Raw genomic sequence first — 23,215 nt, forward strand, 5'->3', positions numbered from 1 at the left:
TATGTCCGCCGCGGCCAACACGACACGGGGACTTCTCCGCACCGGTGCATGTCTCGCGCTTGCCGCTGCCTCTAGCCTGCGAAGAACCGTGCAGAGCCCTTCGTCCCGAGAGAGAGTGCTATGACCACGATGACGGAACCGTCCGGCGGCCCGGCCCTCCCCCAGGAGCGCCGCCTCGTCACGTCCGTCCCCGGACCGAAGTCCCAGGAGCTGATGGCCCGGAAGCAGGCCACCGTGGCCGACGGCATCGGGACGGTGATGCCCGTCTTCGCCAGGCGCGCGGGCGGCGGCGTCCTCGAGGACGTGGACGGCAACTCCTTCATCGACTTCGGTTCCGGGATCGCCGTGACGGGTGTCGGCAACAGCGCCGAGGCGGTCGTCCGCCGTGCGAGTGCGCAGCTCGCGGACTACACCCACACCTGTGTGATGGTCACGCCCTACGAGCCGTACGTGGAGGTCTGCGAAGAGCTCGCACGCGTCACCCCCGGCGACCACGCCAAGAAGAGCGCCCTGTTCAACTCCGGCGCCGAGGCCGTGGAGAACGCGGTCAAGATCGCCCGGACGTACACCCGCCGCCAGGCGATCGTCGTCTTCGACCACGGCTACCACGGCCGTACGAACCTGACGATGGCGCTCACCTCGAAGAACATGCCCTACAAGCACGGCTTCGGGCCGTTCGCCCCCGAGGTGTACCGCGTCCCGGTCGCCTACCCCTACCGCTGGCTGACCGGCCCGGACAACTGCGCCGAGGAGGCCGCGGACCAGGCCATCGACCAGATCAGCAAGCAGGTCGGCGCGGAGAACGTCGCGGCGATCCTCATCGAACCCCTGCTGGGCGAGGGCGGTTTCATCGAGCCGGCGCGCGGCTTCCTCCCGCGGCTCGCCCGGTTCGCGAAGGAGAACGGGATCGTCTTCGTCGCGGACGAGATCCAGTCCGGCTTCTGCCGTACGGGCCAGTGGTTCGCCTGCGAGGACGAGGGCATCGTCCCGGACCTGATCACCACCGCGAAGGGGATCGCCGGGGGCCTGCCGCTGGCCGGTGTCACCGGCCGTGCGGAGATCATGGACGCCGCGCACGTCGGCGGCCTCGGGGGCACCTACGGCGGCAACCCGGTCGCGTGCGCGGCGGCCCTGGGCTCCATCGAGACGATGCGGGAGCTGGATCTGGCCGCACGGGCCAAGCGCATCGAGGAGATCATGAAGCCGCGCCTGCAGAAGCTTGCGGAGCAGTACGACGTCATCGGGGACGTCCGCGGCCGGGGCGCGATGCTGGCGATCGAGCTGGTCCGGCCGGGCGGCAAGGAGCCCGACCCGCAGGTGACCGCGGCGCTCGCCAAGGCCTGCCACCAGGACGGGCTGCTCGTGCTGACCACCGGCACCTACGGCAACGTGATGCGCTTCCTGCCGCCGCTGGTGATCGGCGAGGAACTGCTCGACGAAGGACTGAACGTGCTGGAAGGGGCCCTGGCCGGACTGTGAGCACGGTGCGGAAACCGTCCGGCGTGAAGAATGTGTGCGAGGTGAATGGCTGGAGCGTGATCCGGCTGTCCGGCCCCGCTGACCTGCCGTACGGTTTTCGCAATCGCCGGGTCCTCCGGAACTCCACTCCGGAATCCCGGTCCGAGCCAGTCTCTCCCCAAGACGGGCCCGGTCGTGCCCTGGCGCACGCTCCTCACCGATCGGGGGACCGCTCGTCCCAGACCCCCCGGGACGCGCGGAACGCCGGTCGATACGACCGCTCCGGAACTCTCCCCCCTGTTCCGGGGCGGTCGGCCTTCCACCTCACTCTGTGCGCGCTGTGCTGCGTGGTCTTCGCCCTCATCACCTGGCAGGTCGCCGCCGGCGGACCGCTGCTGGGCGCGGACGGCCGGCTCGGCGAGGTGATCCGGAGCACCTCCCCGCCCGTCGCCTTGGCGGAACTCCTCGCGGACCTGGGCAACTTGACCGTCGCACTGCCGGTGCTCGCCGCCGCGGCGGGACACGCCGCGGCTTCCGCAACGTCCAGGGGTGTGCGCCGCTGGCTGCCGCCGTTGTGCGCGCTGGGGGCGATGGGATGCGTGGCCGTGATCGTTCCCCTGCTCAAGGTGTCGCTGGGCAGGCCGGGCCCGTTCGGGGGAACCAACTACTACCCCTCGGGGCACACCGCCACGGCGGCGGTCGCCTTCGGCGGTGCGGCGCTGCTGCTGACGCTGTCGGTACGGCGGCCTCCGTACTGGCCGCTGCCGGCCGCCGCGGCGCTGCTGACGCTGCTGTGCGGCGCGGGCCTGGTGTGGCGGGGATATCACTGGCCGCTGGACGTGGTGGCGAGCCTGTGTCTGGGGTGGGTGCTGATGGCGGCGGCGACCGCTGTCGTCCGGAGGAGCCTTCGGCATGCACCTCCTCCGGACTCCTCGGCCCGGCGGCGCAGCCCGAAACGGCCGTGCCGCGGGTGACCCGGGGCTCAGGCGCACAACGGCGCAGGGGTCAGCTGTCGAAACCCATGCCCGTGGCGTCCATGGCCTTCAGCCACGGACCGCGCCGCCCGCCGCGGGCGTCCGCCCGCGCCAGCGCCCGCTGAGTGAGTGCGATACCGGCCCAGCGCAACGGCTCGGGCGGGAACGGCAGAGGCTTCCTGCGCACCATCTCCAACTCCGTGCGCTCCGTACGTTCACCCGCGAGCAGATCGAGCATCACCTCGGCACCGAACCGCGTCGCGCCCACGCCCAGACCCGTGTAACCGGCCGCGTAGGCGACCCGCCCGCCGTGCGACGTGCCGAAGAACGGCGAGAAGCGCGAACAGGTGTCGATGACGCCGCCCCAGGCGTGGCTGAAGGTGAGCCCCGCCAACTGCGGGAAGGTGTCGAAGAAGTGGCCGGCAAGCTTGCGGAAGGTCTCCGGGCGCTGGTCGTACTCCGCCGCGATCCGGCTGCCGTAGTGGTAGAGGACGTCGTAACCGCCCCACAGGACGCGGTTGTCGGCGGTGAGCCGGAAGTAGTGGAAGTGGTTGGCGCTGTCGGAGAGCCCCTGCCGGTTGTGCCAGCCCACCGACGCACGCTGCTCCTCGCTCAGCGGCTCGCTCGTCAGCGCGTAGTCGTAGACGGGGACGATGTACGGTCGCACCCGCCGCAGCAGGGAGGGAAAGGCGTTGGTGCCCAGCGCCGCGTGCCGGGCGCGGACACGCCCGTAGGGGGTGCGCACGGCCACCGTGCCGTCGCCGGCGGCGAGTTGAAGGGCCGGGGTGTTCTCGTACAGCCGCACGCCCGCCTCGGCGCACGCGCGCTTCAGCCCCCAGGCCAGCCGTGCCGGGTTGAGCATCGCCACGCTCCGGCGCCGCCACAGTCCGGCCAGGAAGAGCGGGGAGGTGACCTGTTCGCCCAGGGCCGCACGGTCCAGGAAGACGACGCCCTGACCGGAGGCGTCACCGTCCCGCCCCTCCCGTCCGGTGAGTCCGAACTGTCTTTCCTGTTCGGCTGCCTCGCGCAGTTCGGTCACCTGATGCGGCTCGGTGGCCACGCCGATCTCGCCGGTACGCTCGAAGTCGCAGTCGATGCCGTAACGTTCGACGGCCTCCTGGATGGCGTCCAGGTTGCGGAGCCCGAGACGTTCGAGGGTGGCGATCTCCTCGGGCCAGCGGGCGAGCCCGTTCGGGAAGCCGTGGGTGAGGGAGGCGTCGCAGAAGCCTCCGTTACGTCCCGAGGCGGCCCATCCGACCTCCTTGGCCTCCACGAGCACCACGTCGCGGCCCGGGTCGCGCTCCTTCGCGACAAGGGCGGTCCACAGGCCGCTGTATCCGCCGCCCACGACGAGCAGGTCGCACTCCTCCTCACCCGTCAGGGCGGGCAGGGCACGCGGACGGTGGTCCGGGTCGTCCAGCCAGAACGGCACCGGCCTGGCACCGGCCAGTGCCCGTACGGCCTCGCCGGCGGCGTTCCCGGAGCGGGAGCGCGCCCGCGCACTCATCGCACCCTCCTTCGCCGGGCGGCGGTGATCTGGCTGCCGAGCACGATGGCGACAGCGATGAGGAACATCGCCGTCCCGATCACGTTCACCTGCACGGGGACTCCCCGCTGCGCGGCTCCCCAGACGAACATCGGGAAAGTGACCGTGGAGGGCCCGGCGTTGAACTGCGTGATGATGAAGTCGTCGAAGGACAGCGCGAAGCTGAGCATCGCTCCCGCCGCGATCCCCGGCGCGGCCAGCGGCAGCGTCACCCTCAGGAACGTCTGCAGCGGCCCGGCGTACAGGTCGCGGGCCGCCTCCTCCAGACGCGGGTCCATGCTCATCACCCGTGCCTTGACCGCGACGACCACGAAGCTCAGGCAGAACATGATGTGCGCGATCAGGATGGTGACGAAGCCGAATCCGACACGGGTGTTGAGGAAGAGCGTCCCCAGGGAGGCGCCCATGACGACCTCGGGCATGGCCATCGGCAGGAAGATCAGCGCATTGCCCGTGCCCTTCCCGCGGAAGCGGTAGCGGGCCAGCGCGAAGGCGGCGAACGTGCCGAAGGCCGTGGCGAAGAGGGTGGCTCCCAGCGCCACTTGGAGGCTGAGTCCGAGGGAGGAGCACATGTCGGCGACGCCGCAGGGGTCGGTCCACGCGTCGGTGGAGAAGGCACGCCATTCGTAGTTGAAGCGTCCGGCGGGCTTGTTGAAGGAGAAGAGCATCACCACGGCGTTCGGCAGCAGCAGATACGCGAGCGCGGACAGTCCCGCGAGGACGACCGCGTTGCGGCGCAGCCAGCGCAGCGGGGCGGGAGCGGGCGAGTGGGCAGCCATCAGACCAGTTCCTCCGTTCCCGCCCGGCGCATGTAGACGGTGACCACGAGCAGGATGATCGCCATGAGGATGAAGGACATGGCAGCGGCAGCGGGGTAGTCGAGGACGTTGAGGAACTGCTTCTGGATCGCGTTGCCGATCATCTGCGTGTTCGGCGACCCGAGCAGCTGGGCGTTGATGTAGTCACCGGAGGCGGGGATGAAGGTGAGCAGGGTCCCGGCGACCACCCCGGGCAGGGAGAGGGGGAAGGTCACCTTGCGGAAGACGGTGGCCGGCCTGGCGTACAGGTCGCGGGCCGCCTCGTGCAGTGACGGGTCGATCCGCTCCAGGGAGCTGTAGAGCGGCAGGATCATGAACGGCAGGAAGTTGTACGTCAGTCCGCACACCACGGCCAGCGGTGTCGCCAGCAGGCGCTCGTCCCCCGTGAGTCCGAGCCAGCTCGTGACGTCCAGTACGTGCAGCGTCTCCAGCACCCCGACCACCGGGCCCGAGTCGGAGAGGATCGTCTTCCAGGCGAGGGTGCGGATGAGGAAGCTGGTGAAGAACGGGGCGATCACCATCACCAGCAGCAGGGGCCGCCAGCGGCCGGCACGGAAGGCGATCAGATACGCCAGCGGGTAGCCGATGACCAGACAGAGCAGGGTGGCGACGGCGGCGTAGAGGAACGAACGCAGGAAGTGCTCGCCGTAAGTGGCCAGCGCGTCGGAGTAGTTGGAGAAGTCCCAGGTGACACGGAACCCCTCTTCGAGTGAACCGCTCTGTACGGATGTCGACGCCTGGTAGAAGAACGGCGCGACGAAGAAGACGGCGAGCCACAGCCCGGCCGGCAGCAGCAGCCAGTACGGGGTGAAGCGGCGGCGGGGGCGGGCCCCCCGGCCGTCCCCGGAGGAGCCGGTTTCCGGGGACGGCTGCTTCGAGGGCGGTGCCGCACCGGCGGAGGCGGGGGCGGCGGGGGCGGTCACAGGGCCTCCTCCACCGTTCCGGCCTCCGCGTCCTGCGCCGCGTCGAGGGCGAAGGTGTGCGAGGGCCGCCAGTGCAGTACGACTTCGGCGCCCGGTACCAGCCGGGCGTCCCGTTCGACGTTCTGCTCGTAGACGCTGAACTCGGAGCAGACGGGGCTGTCGACGACGTACTGGAGGGAGACGCCGAGATAGCCGGCGTCGCGTATGCGTCCGGTCAGCAGGTTGCTGCCCTCCGGGATCGCTCCGGTGGCGTCAGAGGTCGCGCTGTCGTCGGCGTGGACGAGGGAGATCTTCTCAGGGCGCACACCCACCAGGACCTTGCCGCCCGCCCGGGGTTCCGCCACGGCGCACCGCTGGGCGGGCAGCCGCAGGACGGTGTCGGCGCCGACGGCCTTCAGCCGCAGTTCGCCGTCCTCGACGGCGGTGATCTCCGCCTCGACGAGGTTGGAGGTGCCCAGGAAGTTGGCGACGAAGGTGGAGCGGGGGTTCTCGTACAGCTCGTCGGGCGCGCCCAGTTGCTCGACGCGGCCGGCGTTCATCACGGCCACGGTGTCGGCCATCGTCATGGCCTCCTCCTGGTCGTGCGTGACGTGGACGAAGGTGATCCCGACCTCCGTCTGGATGCGCTTGAGTTCGAGCTGCATCTGGCGGCGCAGTTTGAGGTCGAGGGCGCCCAGCGGCTCGTCCAGCAGGAGCACCTGAGGCCGGTTGATCAGCGCCCGTGCGAGCGCGACGCGTTGCTGCTGGCCGCCGGAGAGCTGGCGGGGCTTGCGGCGGGCGAGCGGGCCCAGTTCGACCAGTTCCAGTGTCTCCTCGACCTGCTTGTGCACCGAGGTGATGCCGCGGCGGCGCAGTCCGAAGGCGACGTTCTCCGAGACGTCGAGGTGCGGGAAGAGGGCGTAGTTCTGGAAGACGGTGTTCACGGGACGCTTGTGCGGCGGCAGTGAGGTGATGTCCTCGTCCCCGAGGCGGATACTGCCGCCCGAGGGCTCCTCCAGACCGGCGATCATGCGCAGCGTCGTGGTCTTGCCGCAGCCGGAGGCGCCGAGCAGGGCGAAGAAGGAGCCCTCGGGGATGGTGAGGTCCAGCGGGTGCACGGCGGTGAAGTCGCCGAAGACCTTGCTGACTGAGGAGAGCGTGATCGTCATGGCGTCCCTCGCCTATGCGCCGATGAGCTTGGCGAACTTGTTCTCGTAGCGGGCGTGTTCCTTGTCGGCCATGGGCCGGAAGTTGCGTCCCCGTTCGATGGTCCCCGCGTCGGGGAAGATCAGCGGGTCCTCGGCGATGTCCTTGTCGATCTTCTCCATCTCCGCCTTGGCGCCGGAGACCGGGCAGATGTAGTTGACCCAGGCGGCCAGCTCGGCGGCTTCCTCGGGCTGGTAGTAGAAGTCGATCAGCGCCTCGGCGTTGGCCTGGTGGCGGGCCTTGGCGGGGACGAGCAGGTCGTCCGTGCCGAAGAGGTAGCCGCTCTCGGGGAGCGAGAACTCCACGTCCGGGTTGTCGAGCTTGAGCTGCACGATGTCCCCGGCCCAGGCCAGACAGGCGGCGATGTCACCGGAGTTGAGCTCGTCGAGGTAGTCGTTGCCGCTGAAGCGCCTCAGCTGCTTGCGGTCGACGGCCTTCTGCACCCGGGCGAGGACCTTGTCGAAGTCGTCCTCGGTGAACTTCTGCGGGTTCACGCCGGTGTCCAGCATCGTCAGACCCATGGTGTCGGTCATCTCGGTGAGCATCGAGACCCGGCCCTTGAGCGATTCGTCCTCCAGGAGCTGGGAGACGCTGGTGACCTTCCTCCCGTTGGTGGCCTTCTTGTTGTACGCCACGACGCAGGCCGTTCCCGCCCATGGGTAGCTGTACTGGCGGCCGGGGTCGTGTGCGGCCGTACGGAAGCGGTCCTCCAGGTTGGCCACCGCGTTGGGGAGGCGCGCGGGGTCCAGGCGCTGGGCCCAGCCCTGGCGGATGATGCGACCGGCCATCCAGTCGGAGAGGCAGATCAGGTCGCGTCCGGTGTCCTGGCCGGCGGCGAGCTGCGGCTTGATCTTGCCGTAGAACTCACTGTTGTCGTTGATGTCCTCGACGTACTTGACCTTGATGCCGCTCTCGCGCTGGAAGCGGTCCAGGGTGGGGCGCTTCTTCTTGTTCTTGTCGTCGACGTCGATGTAGAGGGGCCAGTTGGCGAAGTTGAGGACGCGCTCCTTCTTGGAGTAGTCGGGGTTGTCCTCGGGATCGTCGCCGCGGCTGCCCTCCGCGGGCGGGATGCCGCAGGCGGTGAGGGCGGCCCCGCCCGCGGCGAGGGAGCCCAGGCTCAGCAGGCGGCGGCGGCTCATGGCTGCGCGTCCACTGGTCAGGCTCCGCTCCCATGCCTTGCGCACGGGGTCGGGCATGCCTTCGTAGAGCTGCGGGTCCAGGTCCATCGGTGGCTGCCTTCCGGTGAAGGGACAGGGAAGGAGGTGCGGGTGCGGTACGGGCGGAGCGGGGACCGGGCAGGGCGGAGCGGGACGGGCGGGGGTCAGCGGTCACCGAAGACGGTGCGGTGCCAGTCCTTGCGCGCCTTGCCCGTGGTGTCGTACATGACGTGCTTGAGCTGCGTGTACTCCTCGAAGGAGTAGGCGGACATGTCCTTGCCGTAGCCGGATGCCTTGTATCCGCCGTGCGGCATCTCGCTGATGATGGGGATGTGGTCGTTGATCCAGACGCAGCCCGCCTGGATCTCACGTTCGGCGCGGCCCGTACGGAAGACGTCCCGGCTCCAGGCCGAGGCGGCGAGCCCGTAGGGGGTGTCGTTGGCGAGGGCGAGGCCCTCGTCGTCGCTGTCGAAGGGCAGGACGCACAGCACGGGACCGAAGACCTCCTGCTGGACGATCTCGGCGTCCTGCGGCACGTCGGTGACGAGCGTGGGCAGGTAGTACGCGCCCTTCGCCAGCTCGCCCCCCGGCGCCTGACCGCCGGTGACGACACGGGCGCAGGAGCGGGCCCGTTCGACGAACCCGGCGACGCGGTCACGGTGCGCGTGCGAGATGAGAGGGCCCAGGTCGGTGCCGGGCGCGAAGGGGTCCCCGACGCGGACCTCCCGCATCAGGTCGGCCACACCGCCCACGAAGTCCTCGTACAGCGGCCGCTGTACGTAGGCGCGGGTCGCAGCCGTGCAGTCCTGGCCGGAGTTGATCAGCGCGCCGGCCACCGCACCGTGCACGGCGGCCGTCAGGTCGGCGTCGTCGAAGACGACGAACGGGGCCTTGCCGCCCAGTTCCAGATGCAGCCGCTTGACCGTGCCGGTCGCGATCTCGGCGACCCGCTTGCCGACGGCCGTCGACCCGGTGAAGGAGGTCATGGCGACGGACGGGTGGCCCACCAGGGCCTCGCCGGCCTCGCGGCCGGCGCCGGAGACGATGTTGACGACGCCGTCCGGGATGCCCGCGTCGCGGGCTGCCTCCGCGAACATCAGGGACGTCAGCGGGGTGAGTTCGGAGGGTTTGAGAACGACGGTGTTGCCGGCGGCGACGGCCGGGAGGATCTTCCAGGCGGCCATCTGCAGCGGATAGTTCCAGGGGGCCACGGAGCCTATGACGCCGAGCGGTTCACGGCGCACGTACGAGGTGTGGTCGCCGCTGTACTCGCCCGCGGCGACACCCGGGAGCGAGCGCGCGGCACCCGCGAAGAAGGAGACGTTGTCGAAGGAGCCCGGGACGTCGAACTCCTCGGACAACTTCAGCGGTTTGCCGCACTGGAGCGACTCGGCGTACACGAAGTCCTGCGTGCGCTCACGCAGCACCGCGGCCCAGCGGTGCATCGCGTCGGAGCGTTCACCCGGGGTGGCGCCGGCCCATCCGGGCAGGGCGCGCCGCGCGGCACCGACTGCCCTGTCCACGTCGGCGGTGCCCGCGAGTTCGTAGCTGAGGACGGTCCCGCCCGTGGCCGGGTCGACGATCGCGTGCGTGTGCGAGGAGCTTCCCCTCCCGAGCCGGCCCTCGGTGAACTGCGCACCCGCCGCGTAGCGCGAGGACACGTCGAAGCGCTGGACCATCGGGCTCTCCTGCCTGCGGCGATGTGGCGTCAGCCGGTGTTGAACGCCGATCCTGGCAGGAGGAGCCCGATTCAACAAGGGATTCCGTCGTTGCCATTTGGTTAAGCCACGGAATCTGCATCCACCAGAGGTTCAGGCACCACTATCCGCAGTGGCATGCGCGACGAGCGTGACACCGCCCCGCGCGTCGACGGAAGAGCCGCCTCCGTACTCGGTGTCAGATTCCTCCAGGTCGTCCTGGAAGACGGTGAACATCAGCACGATGACCGTCACGATGATCGCCGAGAGGACCGTCCCCACGATCCCCATCACGAAGCCCGCGACCGCCTGGCCGCGCCCGCCCAGCTCACCGCGGTCGGCGGCACGCCGCGCCGAGAGTCCCAGACCCAGCGCCACGGGCGAGGTGATGATCCCGATGAAACTGCCCCAGCAGGAGGAGACGACGACCAGGCTGATGATGCCGATCACCATCGCCGCCACGGACTTGCCGTTGGGCAGCGGCGCCCCGGGCCAGCCGTACCCGCCGGGCCCCGGCCCGTATCCGTACGGGGAAGGCGCCGAAGCGGGATGCCCCCAGGCGGCTCCCCCGCCCGGCTGGCCGTACTGCTGCCCGTACTGCTGCCCGCCGTACTGCTGACCGTACTGAGCTCCCCCGAACTGGGCTCCCGCCGGCTGCCCCCCGGTCTGCCCGTAGCCGTATCCCTGCCCTGTGCCCGGGGATTGAGCCCCGGGCCGGCCGTGCGCCAGCCCGTACCCCGAGCCGTAGCCCGCGCCGGGCGCGGGACCACCGCCGCCGGACGCCGCCCCCGGAGCGGGCGGAACCGGCGGAGGCGCGGCCGAGGGGCCCGAGGTCATTGTCGGCTGGTCGGCCACCGACCGGCGCCGCCGCTCCTGCTCGCTCTCGCCCTTGTCTCCCTTGTCGAACGGAACCCCGTTCCCGGGGGACGCCCACGGATCACGCCGGTCCTCTCCGGACTGCCCAGGCTGTCCGGTCTCGTCTGCCATGTGTCCCCTCCAGGGGTTTCCTCGTCCAGCGCCCATGCTATTCGCCACCGGGGACAGGCCGCATACGATGATCCGGTTCGCTCACCGACTGGAGGGTTTCGTTGTCCGACCTCACCGCGTTCATCGCCGGGCTGCCCAAAGCCGAGCTGCACGTGCACCACGTCGGCTCCGCGTCACCGCGCATCGTCGCCGAACTCGCCGCCCGGCACCCCGACTCCCAGGTCCCCGGTGACCCGGAGGCGTTGAGGGACTTCTTCACCTTCACCGACTTCGCGCACTTCATCGAGGTCTACCTCGCAGTCGTCGACCTGCTGCGGGACGCGGAGGACGTACGGCTGCTGACGTACGAGGTCGCCCGCGACCTGGCGCGCCAGCAGGTCCGCTACGCCGAGCTGACCGTCACGCCCTTCAGCTCCACCAGCCGCGGCATACCCGCCGGAGCCTTCCTGGAGGCCATCGAGGACGCACGGCACGCGGCCGAGAAGGAACTCGGCGTCGTGCTCCGCTGGACCTTCGACATCCCCGGTGAGGCAGGGCTGCCCGCAGCGGAGGAGACCACGCGCATCGCCACCGGCATGCCCTGCGACGGCCTGATCTCCTTCGGGCTGGGCGGCCCGGAAATCGGCGTCCCCCGCCCCCAGTTCAAGCCGTACTTCGACCGCGCGATCGCCGTCGGGCTGCACAGCGTGCCGCATGCGGGAGAGACCACCGGACCGGAGACCGTCTGGGACGCCCTGACTTCCCTGCGTGCCGAGCGCATCGGTCACGGCACCAGCGCCACACGGGACGCGAAGCTGATGGAGCATCTCGCGGAACACCAGATCCCGCTGGAGGTCTGCCCCACCTCCAACATCGCCACCCGCGCCGTCGAGGACCTGGACGAGCACCCCGTACGGGAGATGGTGCAGGCCGGAGCGCTGGTCACCATCAACAGCGACGACCCTCCCATGTTCAGCACCGACCTCAACACCGAGTACGCCATCGCGGCCCGCCTGCTGAGCCTGGACGCCACCGGCATCGCGGAACTCGCCAGGAACGCCGTACGGGCGTCCTTCATGGACGGGCCCGCCAAGCGGACTCTGAACGCGGAGATCGACGCCTACCTCACGGCCTGGGGACAGCGGTCCTGAACCGAGCACGGACGTGACCGGACGCCCTGGGCGCCGGTCACGTCTGCTCGCTCACCTCTGCGCACCCGCGTCCGCGCAGCCCCCTCCGCCCGCCGGTGAGCCCGTCCGCGGCGGCCGCCGCCGTCGCCGGACCCCGTGGGAGCGGCCGTCAGGACTGGTAGGGGTTCTGGGGCGGCTGCTGCTGCCCGGAGAACGGGTTGCCCTGCTGCGGCACCTGCCCGTAACCCTGCTGCGGGGCACCGTGGCCCTGCTGGGGCGCGCCGCCGGGCTGCGGCTGCCCGCCGCCGTGGACGAGGAGCTGGTCCGCGTTCTCCTTGGTTATCTCACTCGCCCCGCCGCAGAAGGTGCACTGCAGGTAGTGCTTCGCCGGCGCGACCGGGAACAGCGGGATGAAGAAGAGCGAGAACTTGGTGACCCGCTTGCGCAAGGAGTGAGCCGCAGGGTTGCCGCAGAAGCTGCACAGCAGGTTCAGCATGGCGAGCTGATGCATCTTGGTCGAGGTGCCGAAGATGAGCACGAGGGCTCCGTTTCCGAGTGCGTACGGGTGTGTCCGGCTCAGACAACCACCAGGCAGATACCGCCCTCAAGCCGCGCGTGTAACGAGACGGCCCCAACCGGGCGGAGCACGGCGGCACACACCACGCTGCCGCTACGGACGGACGTTCCCGGCCCCGCTGATGTCGCCGGCCGCGGCCTCGAGGAAGACCGTGAACTCCCGTACCAGCGCGGCCGGCCGCCGCCGGTGCACGAGACAGATCTCGCGGACGGGCGCCGTACCGCTCAGCCTCCGCACCGAGATCCGCCCGCTCACGGGCCCGGCGAGGACACCGGCGGGGACGAGCGCGATCCCCAGCCCGGCCGCCACGAGGGCCAGTACGGCGTGATAGTCGGCCGACTCGTAGGCCACGCGGGCCTCGATCCCGGCCTCACCGGCGAGCGTGTCCAGGCACGTGCGGTTCGGGACGCCCTGGGCGCCGGAGATCCACACCTCGCCGCCGAGTCCCGCGAGACTCACGCCACGCCGCGGCGGGCGGGAGGCCAGCCGGTGGTCCTCCGGCAGTACGAGCCGGAGCGCGTCCTCGAACAGGGGCCGCCTGCCCAGGCCCGGGTGCGGCGTCGAGGGCACCCCCGGATAGCGATGCGTGATGAGCACGTCGAGGTCTCCGGAGGAGACCAGTCCGTACCCTCCCGGCGGTTCGATGTCGACGAGGGACAACTCGGCAGCAGGGTAGCGTCGTCGAAGGGCCGCGAGAGCCCTGGGCACGAGGACCTGGCCCGCGGTGGCGAAACAGCCCACAGCCAGACGCTGCGGCTGTAGCGCCAACTCCTCCTCGACCGCCGCGCGGGCTTCACGGAGCTCTCCCAGCACTCGTTCCCCGTGGGTCACCAGGCGGGCGCCGACGGGCGTCAGGGCCATACCCCCCGGGCGGCGCTCCAGCAGGAGAGCGCCGAGTTCCTTCTCCAGCTTCGAGATCTGCTGTGAGAGCGCTGAGGGCGTGAAGGCGAGCCGGCGTGCTGCCTCCGCGATCGACCCGGCGTGCGCCACCTCCACGAGGGCGCGCAACCGGTTGATGTCCAGCTCCCTCGTCATGGGAGCATCGTAAGCGCTGCTTAACGCAGGTCATCAGGTGTTGCTGGTCCTTACGGCCCCGGGCGCGGAGCATGGGCACATGAACAGCACTCTCCCGGCGCTCTCGCCCCACGACGTCCGTACGGCCGCCGAACGGATCCGGCCCCATGTACGCCGCACGCCGCTCCTCGACCTGGAGATCGACGGGCGGCGCCTGCTGCTGAAGCTGGAGCATCTCCAGCTCAGCGGCTCGTTCAAGCTGCGCGGCGCGCTCAACGCCATGCTCACCGGACCGCAGGACGAGCACGTCGTCGCCGCCTCCGGCGGAAACCACGGACTCGCGGTGGCGACTGCGGCGTCACTGCTGGGCGTCGAGGCGACGGTTCACGTACCGGAGTCGGTGCCGGCCGCGAAAGCGCGGCGCATCGAGGCCCGCGGAGCGCGGCTCGTCAAGCACGGCGCGAGCTTCGCCGAGGCCGCCTCCGCAGCCGCCGCGAGTGCGGCCGCGCCGGGACGGCGGTTCCTGCACCCCTACGACGATCCGGCCGTGGTCGCCGGCCAGGGAACCGTCGCCGCGGAGGTGGTGGCGGACGCACCCGACGCCGACGCGATCGTGGTCGCCGTGGGCGGTGGCGGCCTGGCTGCCGGAGTGGCTCTCGGGGGCGGCGGACGCCGCGTGGTGGGGGTCGAGCCGGAACACTGCCGCTGTCTGCACGACGCGCTCGCCGCCGGGCGGCCGGTGGATTCCCCTGCGGATTCCGTCGCCGCGTCCGCGACAGGGGCGACATCGGCGGGGGAGGTCCCCCTCGGCGTACTGAGGGAACACGGGGTGACGCCGGTCCTCGTCAGCGACGAGCAGATCCTGCGTGCCCGCGACCGGCTCTGGGAGGAGTGCCGGGTCGCCGTGGAACCCGCGGCCGCTCTCCCGTTCGCCGCCTGGCTGGCAGGACGCGTACCGGGCGAGCTGCCGTGCCTGGTGGTCTGCGGCGCCAACGCCGACTGGTCCGCCGCCTGAGCCGAGGCCGCCGCGCTTCCCGGGCAGGGGACCGGCGGCCCACCGGTGAGGCCGGTCGCGCCGAAGGGCCCCGTGCGCTCGGCGGATTCGAGGGGCCCTTCGGCGGCTTCGCGGGCCTACGGCGTCACAGGGCCGTCATCACGTGCTTGACGCGGGTGTAGTCCTCCAGGCCGTAAGCCGAGAGGTCCTTCCCGTAGCCCGACTTCTTGAACCCGCCGTGCGGCATCTCCGCGACCAGCGGGATGTGGGTGTTGATCCACACGCAGCCGAAGTCGAGGACCCGCGACATCCGCATGGCACGGCCGTGGTCGGTCGTCCAGACCGACGAGGCCAGCGCGTACTCGACGCCGTTGGCCCACGCGACGGCCTGCTCCTCGTCCGAGAACTTCTGGACCGTGATCACCGGTCCGAAGACCTCGTTCTGGATGATCTCGTCGTCCTGACGGAGTCCGGAGACGACGGTCGGCGCGTAGAAGTAGCCCTTGTCGCCGACGCGTTCGCCGCCGGACTCGACCTTGGCGTGCGCGGGGAGGCGCTCGATGAAGCCGGACACCTTCTCCAGGTGCGCCGGGTTGTTCAGCGGCCCGTAGAAGCAGTCCTCGTCGCTGAGGTCACCGGTCTTCACCTCTGCCGCGGCCTTGGCCAGCGCGGCCACGAACTGGTCGTACACGCCCTCCTGCACGAGCACGCGGGTCGCGGCGGTGCAGTCCTGTCCGGCGTTGAAGAAGCCGCCGTCGCGGATGCCCTCGACGGCGCCGGGGATGTCGGCGTCGTCGAAGACGACACAGGGTGCCTTGCCGCCGAGTTCGAGGTGGACGCGCTTGAGGTCCTTCGCCGCACTGCCCGCGACCTCCGTGCCCGCCCGCACGGACCCGGTGATGGAGGCCATCGCGGGGGTCCTGTGCTCGACCATGAGACGTCCGGTGTCACGGTCGCCGCAGACGACGTTGAAGACGCCCTTGGGCAGGATCTCGCCGATGACCTCGGCCATGAACACCGCGGAGGCGGGCGTGGTGTCGGACGGCTTGAGTACGACCGTGTTGCCGGCGGCCAGCGCGGGCGCGAACTTCCACACGGCCATCATCGCCGGGTAGTTCCAGGGCGCGACCTGCGCGCAGACGCCGACCGGTTCACGGCGTACGTAGGAGGTCAGCCCCTCCATGTACTCGCCGGCGGACTTGCCCTCCAGCATCCGTGCCGCTCCGGCGAAGAAGCGGATCTGGTCGAGCATCATCGGCAGTTCCTCCTGCCGGGTCAGCTCAAGGGGCTTGCCGCAGTTCTCGCACTCGGCGGCCAGGAATTCCTCGGCGCGCGCCTCCAGAACGTCGGCGATCTTCAGGATCGCCTTCTGCCGTGCGGCCGGGGTGGCGTCTCGCCAGGCCGGGAACGCCTTCTCGGCGGCGGCCATCGCGGCGTCGACGTCGGCGGAGGCGGAAAGCGGGGCCGTGGCGTACACCTCGCCCGTGGCCGGGTTGACCACGTCGGTGGTACGGCCGTCAGCGGCGTCCCGGAACTCCCCGTCGATGTAGTTGCGCAGCCGACGCAGCTCGGTGGTCACTTGGCACCCTCCTGCTGAGTTGTCCATTGGGTGAGACCGCCAGCCTAACCAGCACCGCAACGCTTTCGATACACCACCACACCCAGGACGACGAATTCTGTTCCCGTAGGTTCTTTTCGCTTCGGATTACATTGCATATGGGTTGCAATGCGGAGGAGGTCTCATGCACAGTGTCGTGCGTGGCCCGAGACGCGAAGAAGACAAACGGCATCCGTTCGCTTGACGATGTATCGCTGGCGATCATCGAACAGCTCCAGGAGGACGGCCGCCGCCCGTACGCCGCGATCGGCAAGGCAGTGGGCCTGTCCGAAGCGGCCGTACGGCAGCGCGTCCAGAAGCTCCAGGACCAAGGTGTCATGCAGATCGTCGCCGTGACCGATCCTCTCACCGTCGGCTTCCTGCGGCAGGCGATGGTGGGCATCAACGTCGAGGGCGACCTCGAGGGCGTGGCCGACGCCCTCGCCGAGATCGACGAGGTCGACTACGTGGTCATCACCGCCGGTTCGTTCGATCTCCTCGTGGAGATCGTCTGCCAGGACGACGAACACCTGCTCGAAATGATCACCAAGCGCATCCGCTCACTGCCCGGCGTGCGCTCCACCGAGAGCTTCGTCTACCTCAAGCTGCGCAAGCAGACCTACACCTGGGGAACTCGATAACCGTGAGCAAGGACCTCTCCAAGACCGCGTACGACCACCTGTGGATGCACTTCACCCGCATGTCGTCGTACGAGAACGCGCCCGTCCCCACCATCGTCCGCGGCGAGGGCACCCACATCTACGACACGGACGGCAAGCGCTACCTCGACGGCCTCTCCGGACTCTTCGTCGTCCAGGCCGGGCACGGACGCGCCGAGTTGGCCGAGGCCGCCAACAAGCAGGCGCAGGACCTGGGTTTCTTCCCGATCTGGTCCTACGCCCACCCCAGGGCCGTCGAACTCGCCGAACGGCTGGCGCACCACGCCCCCGGCGACCTGAACAAGGTGTTCTTCACCAGCGGCGGCGGTGAGGCCGTCGAGACGGCCTGGAAGCTGGCCAAGCAGTACCACAAGCTCACCGGCAACCCCGGCAAGTACAAGGTCATCTCCCGCGCCGTCGCCTACCACGGCACCCCGCACGGAGCGCTGTCCATCACCGGCCTGACCGGCCTCAAGTCCCCCTTCGAGCCGCTCGTGCCGGGCGCGTACAAGGTGCCGAACACCAACATCTACCGGGCGCCGGTGCACGGTGACGACCCGGAGGCGTTCGGCCGCTGGGCCGCCGACCAGATCGAGCAGCAGATCCTCTTCGAAGGACCGGAGACCGTTGCCGCCGTCTTCCTGGAGCCCGTGCAGAACGCGGGCGGCTGCTTCCCGCCTCCCCCCGGCTACTTCCAGCGTGTACGGGAGATCTGCGACCAGTACGGCGTGCTGCTCGTCTCGGACGAGGTCATCTGCGCCTTCGGGCGCCTGGGCACCCTGTTCGCCTGCGACAAGTTCGGCTACGTGCCCGACATCATCACCTGCGCCAAGGGGATGACGTCCGGCTACTCGCCGATCGGCGCCGCCGTCATCTCCGACCGCCTCGCCGAACCGTTCTGGAAGGGCGACAACACCTTCCTGCACGGCTACACCTTCGGCGGCCACCCTGTCTCGGCGGCGGTGGCGCTCGCCAACCTCGACATCTTCGAACGCGAGGGACTCAACCAGCACGTGCTGGACCACGAGGGCGCCTTCCACGCGACGCTCAGCAAGCTGCTCGACATGCCGATCGTCGGCGACGTGCGCGGCAACGGCTTCTTCTACGGCATCGAACTCGTCAAGGACAAGGCCACCAAGGAGACCTTCACCGACGAGGAGTCGGAGCGGATCCTGTACGGCTTCCTCTCCAAGGCCCTCTTCGAGGCCGGGCTCTACTGCCGTGCCGACGACCGCGGCGACCCGGTCGTCCAGCTGGCGCCACCGCTGATCTCCGGGCAGGAGGTCTTCGACGAGGCCGAGCAGATCCTGCGCTCGGTGCTGACCGAGGCATGGAAGAAGCTGTGAGCGCTCCGGACTCCCTCAGCACCACTTGAGGGCGAACCACAGCTCCATGCGCACGTCCTGCTCGGACAGCTCCTGACCGAGCAGCTGGCCGGCACGGGCGATGCGCTGCCGGACGGTGTTGCGGTGGACCTCCAGCGCCACCGCCGTCCGGTCCCAACTGCCGTTCAGTGACAGCCACATGCGCAGCGTCTCCAGCAGCTCGGGACGGCCGTCGAGCGGCGCGAGCCGGGCGCGGGCCAGCGCGCGCCCCTCGTCGGGCGCCACCAGTGAGGCCAGGCCGGCCACCTCCCCGTCGCGCTGCCGCACCAGCCGGCGCCTCTCCGCGACGGCGCGGCGCAGGGCGCGCGCGGCTTCGGCGTCGCCTCGGCCCAGTTCCCCTGCGGGCACGGGACTGCTCACTCCGAGGGTCCAGCCAGGCTGTGCCTCGACCCGCGCTGCCTCGACCTGCGCTGCCGGGGCCGGTGCGGCGGGGGCCGCCGGGGCCTTCTCCACAGCCTCCACAGCCTCCACAGCGGCGGGAACCGGCACCAGCGCGCGCAGTTCGTCGCCCGAGAGGTCGATGAGCGTGGTGCCCAGACCGGCCGCGAGCGCAGCCGTCGTGAACGGGTCGTCGCCCTCGCGCCCGTCCGTCCCCGCGCCCCCACGCCCCGCGCGTACGCGGCGCCTCCCGTGCACCACGGCCCAGCCCTCCGCGTCACCGTCCAGCAGCGCTGCCGCCTCCCCGGCGGGAGCGCCCAGCATCAGCCGTACGAGCGCGGCCGAGCGCTGTTCCTCCAGGGCGGCGGCGCGCCGCTCGGTGAGCAGCGAGAGCAGCACGACCGCGACCGTCGCGATGGAACCGTCGATGCTGTCCCGGTGCGGTGCGCACAGTCCGAGGGCCAGCGGCTCCCTCCCGCCCAGTCCGTAGACGCTGAGGTGGCGTTCGCCCACGGCTGCCGCGGCGGAGGAGGGCCCAGGCCGCAGCAGGCCGGCGAGCGAGGCGAGTTCCGCGCGCGCCTCCGGCGGCGGCACACTGCCCGCGCCGGCCAGCTCCCTCCCGTCCGGGCCCAGCAGCACGGCCCATGCGTCGAGCCGCTGCGCCAGCTGTCCGAGCACCGCCGTGACGGGGTGCGGCCCGGCGGCGACCGCGGCGAGCGTCTGCTGTGCCTCGCTCAGCCTGCGCAGCGCCTGATGGCGGCGGTGGGTGATCGCCTGCCAGACCGCACGCGCGACTGCGGTGAACGGCGTGTCCCTCGGGACCTCTAGCAGCGGCAGTCCCAGCCGGTCGCAGGCGGAGACCAGCGCAGCCGGTACCCGGTCGTGCACGGGGGCGATGCCGAAACCGAGCGCCGCCGCGCCCGCCTCGACGGAGCGGCTCACATAGCGCTCCCAGTGCTCGCCGGCCGGGTCCCGCGCGGGGTCCTCCGACGCGTCGCCGTCGCTGCCGCCGTCGTCGTCGCCCTCGTCGGGGACGGCCGGGCAGTGCACTCCCGCGCTCAGCAGCAGCTCCCCGCCGAGCAGGTACGGCAGCGGATCGGCCATCTCACTCGTGTGCACCGCGTACACGGCCGTCTCCCGGTGCGCCGGGCCCGCGACCTGGCGCAGGCCGAGCCCCCGGTCGTCCGTGAGAACGGTCAGCGGGACCGGGACGGTGGGCGGAACCAGCTCCTGCACAGGCACCCCATGGACGGTTCATACATTCGAGGCATGCATCGGTGGATGAAACGTACACTTCCTGGCCGTCTTGACGACACCTAGGCTCACCGCTCGAACCCCTCCGCCTCCCGCGTCCCCCTCCCCACCCCCGCTCGGCACGAGGAGCACCCCATGGCCGTCGACTACGCAGTGATCATCATGTATCTCGCGGGCATGCTCGCGGTCGGCTGGTGGGGGATGCGCCGTGCCAAGTCCAAGAGCGACTTCCTCGTCGCCGGGCGGCGCCTCGGCCCCACCCTCTACTCCGGCACGATGGCCGCCATCGTGCTGGGCGGCGCCTCGACGATCGGAGGCGTGGGGCTGGGCTACCAGTACGGACTGTCGGGCGCCTGGCTGGTGTTCACCATCGGGTTCGGGCTGCTGGCACTCAGCCTGTTCTTCTCCGCCCGCATCTCCCGGCTGAAGGTCTACACGGTCAGCCAGATGCTCGACCTGCGCTACGGCGGTTCGTCCGCGGTGATCTCGGGGCTGGTGATGTGGGCGTACACGCTGATGCTCGCGGTCACCTCGACGATCGCCTACGCGACCATCTTCGACGTCATCTTCGGCCTCGACCGCTCACTGGCGATCGTCCTCGGCGGCGGCATCGTCATCGCGTACTCCACGCTCGGCGGCATGTGGTCCATCACGCTGACGGACATGGCCCAGTTCGTGGTCAAGTCGGTGGGCGTACTGCTTCTGCTGCTGCCGATCGCGGTGTACAAGGCGGGCGGCATCGACGGCCTGCGCCAGGAACTGCCGGACGGCTACTTCTCCCCCATGAACATCGGCGTCCAGACAGTCTTCACATACGTGCTCATCTACTCCTTCGGCATGCTGATCGGACAGGACATCTGGCAGCGCGTCTTCACCGCCCGCAGCGACAAGGTCGCCCGCAACGGCGGCGCGGTCGCCGGTGTCTACTGCCTCGTCTACGCGATAGCGGGCGCAGTCATCGGTACGGCGACCAAGGCGCTCTATCCGAAGCTGGACAGCCCCGACGCCGCCTTCGCCACCATCGTCGGTGAAGCGCTGCCGGTGGGCGTGAAGGGGCTGGTCCTGGCGGCGGCGCTGTCGGCGGTCATGTCCACCTCCTCCGGTGCGCTGATCGCATGCGCGACGGTTGCCAACAACGACATCTGGACGCGGCTGCGCCGCACGGCCGCGAAGGCCGCCGGGACCGGCGGCCCGCAAGGCAGCACACGGGACGACGCCCACGACGAGGTGCGCGGCAACCGCGTCTTCATCCTGGTCATGGGAGCGGCGGTCGTGGTGATATCCATCGCGCTCAACGACGTGGTCGAAGCGCTGACGGTCGCCTACAACCTGCTGGTCGGAGGGCTGCTGGTGCCCATCCTGGGTGGGCTGCTGTGGAAGCGCGGCACCGCGGCCGGGGCGCTGGCCGCCGTGGCGGTGGGCGGCACCACGGTCGTCGCCGTCATGGTCTGGAAGGGCATCCTCGCCAACGAGCCCATCTACTACGGTCTGTTGGCATCGCTGCTCACCCACGTCGTGGTCAGCCTGGCCACCAGGCCGACCGACCCCGCCGTGCTGGCCGCATGGCGTGCCCGTCTCGCCGGCGAGACGCAGCCCGAGGAGGAACGCGACTCCCCCGCCGCTGTCTGACGGGCACCCCGCACCGGCTCTTCCGACCAGGCCGCTCGTCCGACCGGGCCGCTCATTCGACCAGGCCGCTCATTCGACCAGGAAAGGCGCGAACCACAGCATGCCCCCCGAAGCCCGCACCGGCGGCGACCTTGTCGCCGAGTCCCTCACCGCCCTCGGTGCCACCACCGTCTTCGGGCTGCCGGGCCAGCACGCCCTGGGCGTCTTCGACGCCCTGCGCCGGTCCCCGCTGTCCTACGTGGGACTCAGAGTGGAGAACAACGCGGGCTTCGCCGCCGACGCCTACGCCCGGATGACCGGACGGGCCGCTCCCCTGCTGGTCTCCACTGGGCCGGGCGCCCTGATGTCGCTCGCCGCGCTCCAGGAGTCCGCGGCCGCGTCCGCGCCCGTACTGGGCATCAGCAGCCAGATACCCACGGCCGGCCTCGGAGGCAGCCGCAAGGGATATCTGCACGAACTCAGAGACCAGCAGGCTTCGTTCCGCGACGTCGTCAAGTCCGTGCACACGGTGCGAGCGGCCTCCCAGATCCCCTCCGCCGTCGCCGCCGCCTGGGCCTCCGCTCTCGAAGCTCCCTCGGGGCCCGTCTGGCTGGAGATGCCGCAGGACGTACTGCTCGCCCGCACCGACGTGCCGCCCCCCTCGTCGCTGGCGCACTCCCCGTCCGCCTCGCCACGCCCCCTGCTGCCGCGCCCCGAACTGACCGACCGGGCCGCCGAGCTGCTGAACTCGGCGGAGCGTCCCGCCGTCCTGGCGGGCGGCGGCGTCGTAAGGGCGCGGGCCGAGGGCCGGCTGCTCGAACTGGCCGAAAAGCTCGACGCCCCCGTGGCGACGACCTTCGGCGGCAAGGGCGCCTTCCCCGGCGAGCACCGGCTCTCGCTGGGCTCCTGGCTGGAGGACCGGCACACGACGGACTTCCTGGAGGACTCCGACGTGCTGCTCGTCGTCGGCTCCGGGCTCGGCGAACTCTCCTCGAACTACCACACGTTCGCTCCCCGAGGCCGCCTCGTCCACATCGAGGCCGACCCCGGCAAACTGGAGGCAAACCACCCGGCCCTGGGCATCCACGCCGATGCCGGTTCAGCTCTGGAAGCGCTCGTACCGGCCATCACCCCCCGCCCTGCCGGGGACGCAGCCCGCGAGGTCACCGCGCTCCTGGAACGCGTGCGCGCACGGATCGCCGGACAGGACCTGGAGCTCGAGCAGGAGGTGCTCCGCGCGGTCCGCGACGCGCTGCCGGATCGCTCACCGAGCTTCTGGGACATGACGATTCTCGCCTACTGGGCCTGGTCCGCCTTCGACCCTCGCGGCGGGGCCATGCACTCCGCCCAGGGCGCCGGGGGCCTGGGCTACGGCTTCCCCGCCGCACTGGGCGCCGCTGCCGCCGACCCCGCCCGCCGTACCCCGGTCCTGGCCGTCTCCGGTGACGGCGGCGCGATGTACTCGCTCGCCGAACTGGCCACCGCCCGGCAGTACGACCTCCCGGTGACCTGGCTGATCGTCGACGACGGCGGCTACGGCATCCTGCGCACCTACATGACGGACGCCTTCGGCGAGGCCACCGCCACCGAACTGGCCCGACCCGACTTCGTCGCCCTGGCGCAGTCCTTCGGAGTGCCCGCGGTGCGTACCTCACCCGGACGCCTGAGGGCCGACCTGTCGCAGGCGCTTCAGGCCCCCGGCCCGTCGGTCGTCCACCTGCCCGCCGTACTGCGGATGTTCGCTCCCACCCACCTCCCGTCCGGACACTGACGCCCCTCCCGGCACGCACAGGACCGGCGCCCGCACCGACCGGCACGCGGGGCATCCGGCACCGGGGCCATCTGCGGGCCCGTTCGGTGGAATCTGCGCCGTGCCCCGGCGGATGGCACGGCCG

General features: G+C 70.6%; 19 protein-coding genes. 8 read left to right on the forward strand and 11 right to left on the reverse strand.

What is annotated here, in order from left to right; genetic code table 11:
• The first annotated feature begins 129 nt into the window (after positions 1-129).
• A complete protein-coding gene (gene gabT / locus H343_RS0124940; protein WP_028433340.1) occupies positions 130-1,479 on the forward strand; it encodes a 4-aminobutyrate--2-oxoglutarate transaminase in 1,350 nt (449 codons plus the stop codon).
• Positions 1,480-1,805: 326 nt separating this feature from the next.
• Positions 1,806-2,432: a phosphatase PAP2 family protein gene (locus H343_RS34545; protein ID WP_486587037.1), complete on the forward strand. Its 627-nt coding sequence runs from the start codon at positions 1,806-1,808 to the stop codon at positions 2,430-2,432.
• A 31-nt stretch (positions 2,433-2,463) separates the two neighbouring features.
• Here H343_RS34545 and H343_RS0124950 read toward each other — a convergent pair whose 3' ends face one another.
• The 7 genes from H343_RS0124950 to H343_RS36145 all read right to left on the reverse strand — a co-directional run bounded on the left by H343_RS0124950 (position 2,464) and on the right by H343_RS36145 (position 10,745).
• The gene (locus tag H343_RS0124950) at positions 2,464-3,939 is read right to left on the reverse strand and encodes an FAD-dependent oxidoreductase (RefSeq protein ID WP_028433341.1); all 1,476 of its coding nucleotides are present in this window, start codon (positions 3,937-3,939) and stop codon (positions 2,464-2,466) included.
• The gene (locus H343_RS0124955; RefSeq protein WP_199778993.1) at positions 3,936-4,757 is read right to left on the reverse strand and encodes an ABC transporter permease; all 822 of its coding nucleotides are present in this window, start codon (positions 4,755-4,757) and stop codon (positions 3,936-3,938) included. Before H343_RS0124955 ends, H343_RS0124950 begins: the two co-directional genes overlap by 4 nt.
• Positions 4,757-5,719: an ABC transporter permease gene (locus tag H343_RS0124960; protein WP_028433343.1), complete on the reverse strand. Its 963-nt coding sequence runs from the start codon at positions 5,717-5,719 to the stop codon at positions 4,757-4,759. The genes H343_RS0124955 and H343_RS0124960 overlap by 1 nt, the downstream gene beginning before the upstream one ends.
• Entirely contained in the window at positions 5,716-6,867 is a 1,152-nt protein-coding gene (locus tag H343_RS0124965; protein WP_028433344.1) for an ABC transporter ATP-binding protein, read from the reverse strand. The genes H343_RS0124960 and H343_RS0124965 overlap by 4 nt, the downstream gene beginning before the upstream one ends.
• A gap of 12 nt (positions 6,868-6,879) precedes the next feature.
• Positions 6,880-8,130, reverse strand: a complete 1,251-nt coding sequence (locus H343_RS0124970) for a polyamine ABC transporter substrate-binding protein (RefSeq protein WP_037905091.1) — start codon at positions 8,128-8,130, stop codon at positions 6,880-6,882.
• Positions 8,131-8,225: 95 nt separating this feature from the next.
• Positions 8,226-9,740: a gamma-aminobutyraldehyde dehydrogenase gene (locus H343_RS0124975; RefSeq protein ID WP_028433346.1), complete on the reverse strand. Its 1,515-nt coding sequence runs from the start codon at positions 9,738-9,740 to the stop codon at positions 8,226-8,228.
• A gap of 132 nt (positions 9,741-9,872) precedes the next feature.
• The gene (locus tag H343_RS36145) at positions 9,873-10,745 is read right to left on the reverse strand and encodes a DUF4190 domain-containing protein (protein ID WP_486587038.1); all 873 of its coding nucleotides are present in this window, start codon (positions 10,743-10,745) and stop codon (positions 9,873-9,875) included.
• 101 nt (positions 10,746-10,846) lie between these two features.
• On the opposite strand from H343_RS36145, the gene H343_RS0124985 reads away from it, so the two are divergent.
• Positions 10,847-11,875 carry an adenosine deaminase gene (locus H343_RS0124985; RefSeq protein ID WP_028433347.1) on the forward strand — a complete coding sequence of 343 codons (1,029 nt, stop codon included), beginning with the start codon at positions 10,847-10,849 and terminating at the stop codon, positions 11,873-11,875.
• Between the two features lie 148 nt (positions 11,876-12,023).
• Here the strand turns inward: H343_RS0124985 and H343_RS0124990 are convergent, their stop codons facing one another.
• The gene (locus tag H343_RS0124990; RefSeq protein ID WP_028433348.1) at positions 12,024-12,392 is read right to left on the reverse strand and encodes a zinc ribbon domain-containing protein; all 369 of its coding nucleotides are present in this window, start codon (positions 12,390-12,392) and stop codon (positions 12,024-12,026) included.
• A 132-nt stretch (positions 12,393-12,524) separates the two neighbouring features.
• A complete protein-coding gene (locus H343_RS32790) occupies positions 12,525-13,466 on the reverse strand; it encodes a LysR family transcriptional regulator (RefSeq protein ID WP_078506093.1) in 942 nt (313 codons plus the stop codon).
• Between the two features lie 79 nt (positions 13,467-13,545).
• Here H343_RS32790 and H343_RS0125000 point away from each other — a divergent pair, with 79 nt between their 5' ends.
• On the forward strand, positions 13,546-14,460 hold the full coding sequence (locus H343_RS0125000) for a serine/threonine dehydratase (protein WP_028433349.1): 915 nt from the start codon (positions 13,546-13,548) through the stop codon (positions 14,458-14,460).
• 124 nt (positions 14,461-14,584) lie between these two features.
• Here H343_RS0125000 and H343_RS0125005 read toward each other — a convergent pair whose 3' ends face one another.
• Positions 14,585-16,018 carry a gamma-aminobutyraldehyde dehydrogenase gene (locus tag H343_RS0125005; protein ID WP_028433350.1) on the reverse strand — a complete coding sequence of 478 codons (1,434 nt, stop codon included), beginning with the start codon at positions 16,016-16,018 and terminating at the stop codon, positions 14,585-14,587.
• Positions 16,019-16,188: 170 nt separating this feature from the next.
• Here H343_RS0125005 and H343_RS0125010 point away from each other — a divergent pair, with 170 nt between their 5' ends.
• On the forward strand, positions 16,189-16,677 hold the full coding sequence (locus H343_RS0125010; protein WP_028433351.1) for an Lrp/AsnC family transcriptional regulator: 489 nt from the start codon (positions 16,189-16,191) through the stop codon (positions 16,675-16,677).
• Positions 16,678-16,679: 2 nt separating this feature from the next.
• Positions 16,680-18,041, forward strand: coding sequence for an aspartate aminotransferase family protein (locus H343_RS0125015; RefSeq protein WP_028433352.1), 1,362 nt, complete (start codon positions 16,680-16,682; stop codon positions 18,039-18,041).
• 15 nt (positions 18,042-18,056) lie between these two features.
• Here H343_RS0125015 and H343_RS0125020 read toward each other — a convergent pair whose 3' ends face one another.
• Positions 18,057-19,700 (reverse strand): PucR family transcriptional regulator, encoded by a 1,644-nt coding sequence (locus H343_RS0125020; protein WP_486587039.1) that lies wholly within the window; start codon positions 19,698-19,700, stop codon positions 18,057-18,059.
• A 147-nt stretch (positions 19,701-19,847) separates the two neighbouring features.
• Between H343_RS0125020 and H343_RS0125025 the strand changes: the two genes are divergently transcribed.
• Both H343_RS0125025 and H343_RS32795 read left to right on the forward strand, forming a co-directional pair.
• Positions 19,848-21,341 (forward strand): sodium:solute symporter family protein, encoded by a 1,494-nt coding sequence (locus tag H343_RS0125025; protein WP_028433354.1) that lies wholly within the window; start codon positions 19,848-19,850, stop codon positions 21,339-21,341.
• A gap of 100 nt (positions 21,342-21,441) precedes the next feature.
• Positions 21,442-23,091, forward strand: coding sequence for a thiamine pyrophosphate-binding protein (locus tag H343_RS32795; RefSeq protein ID WP_051265997.1), 1,650 nt, complete (start codon positions 21,442-21,444; stop codon positions 23,089-23,091).
• The last annotated feature ends 124 nt before the right edge of the window (positions 23,092-23,215 follow it).

Source organism: Streptomyces sp. TAA204 (genome assembly GCF_000424965.1).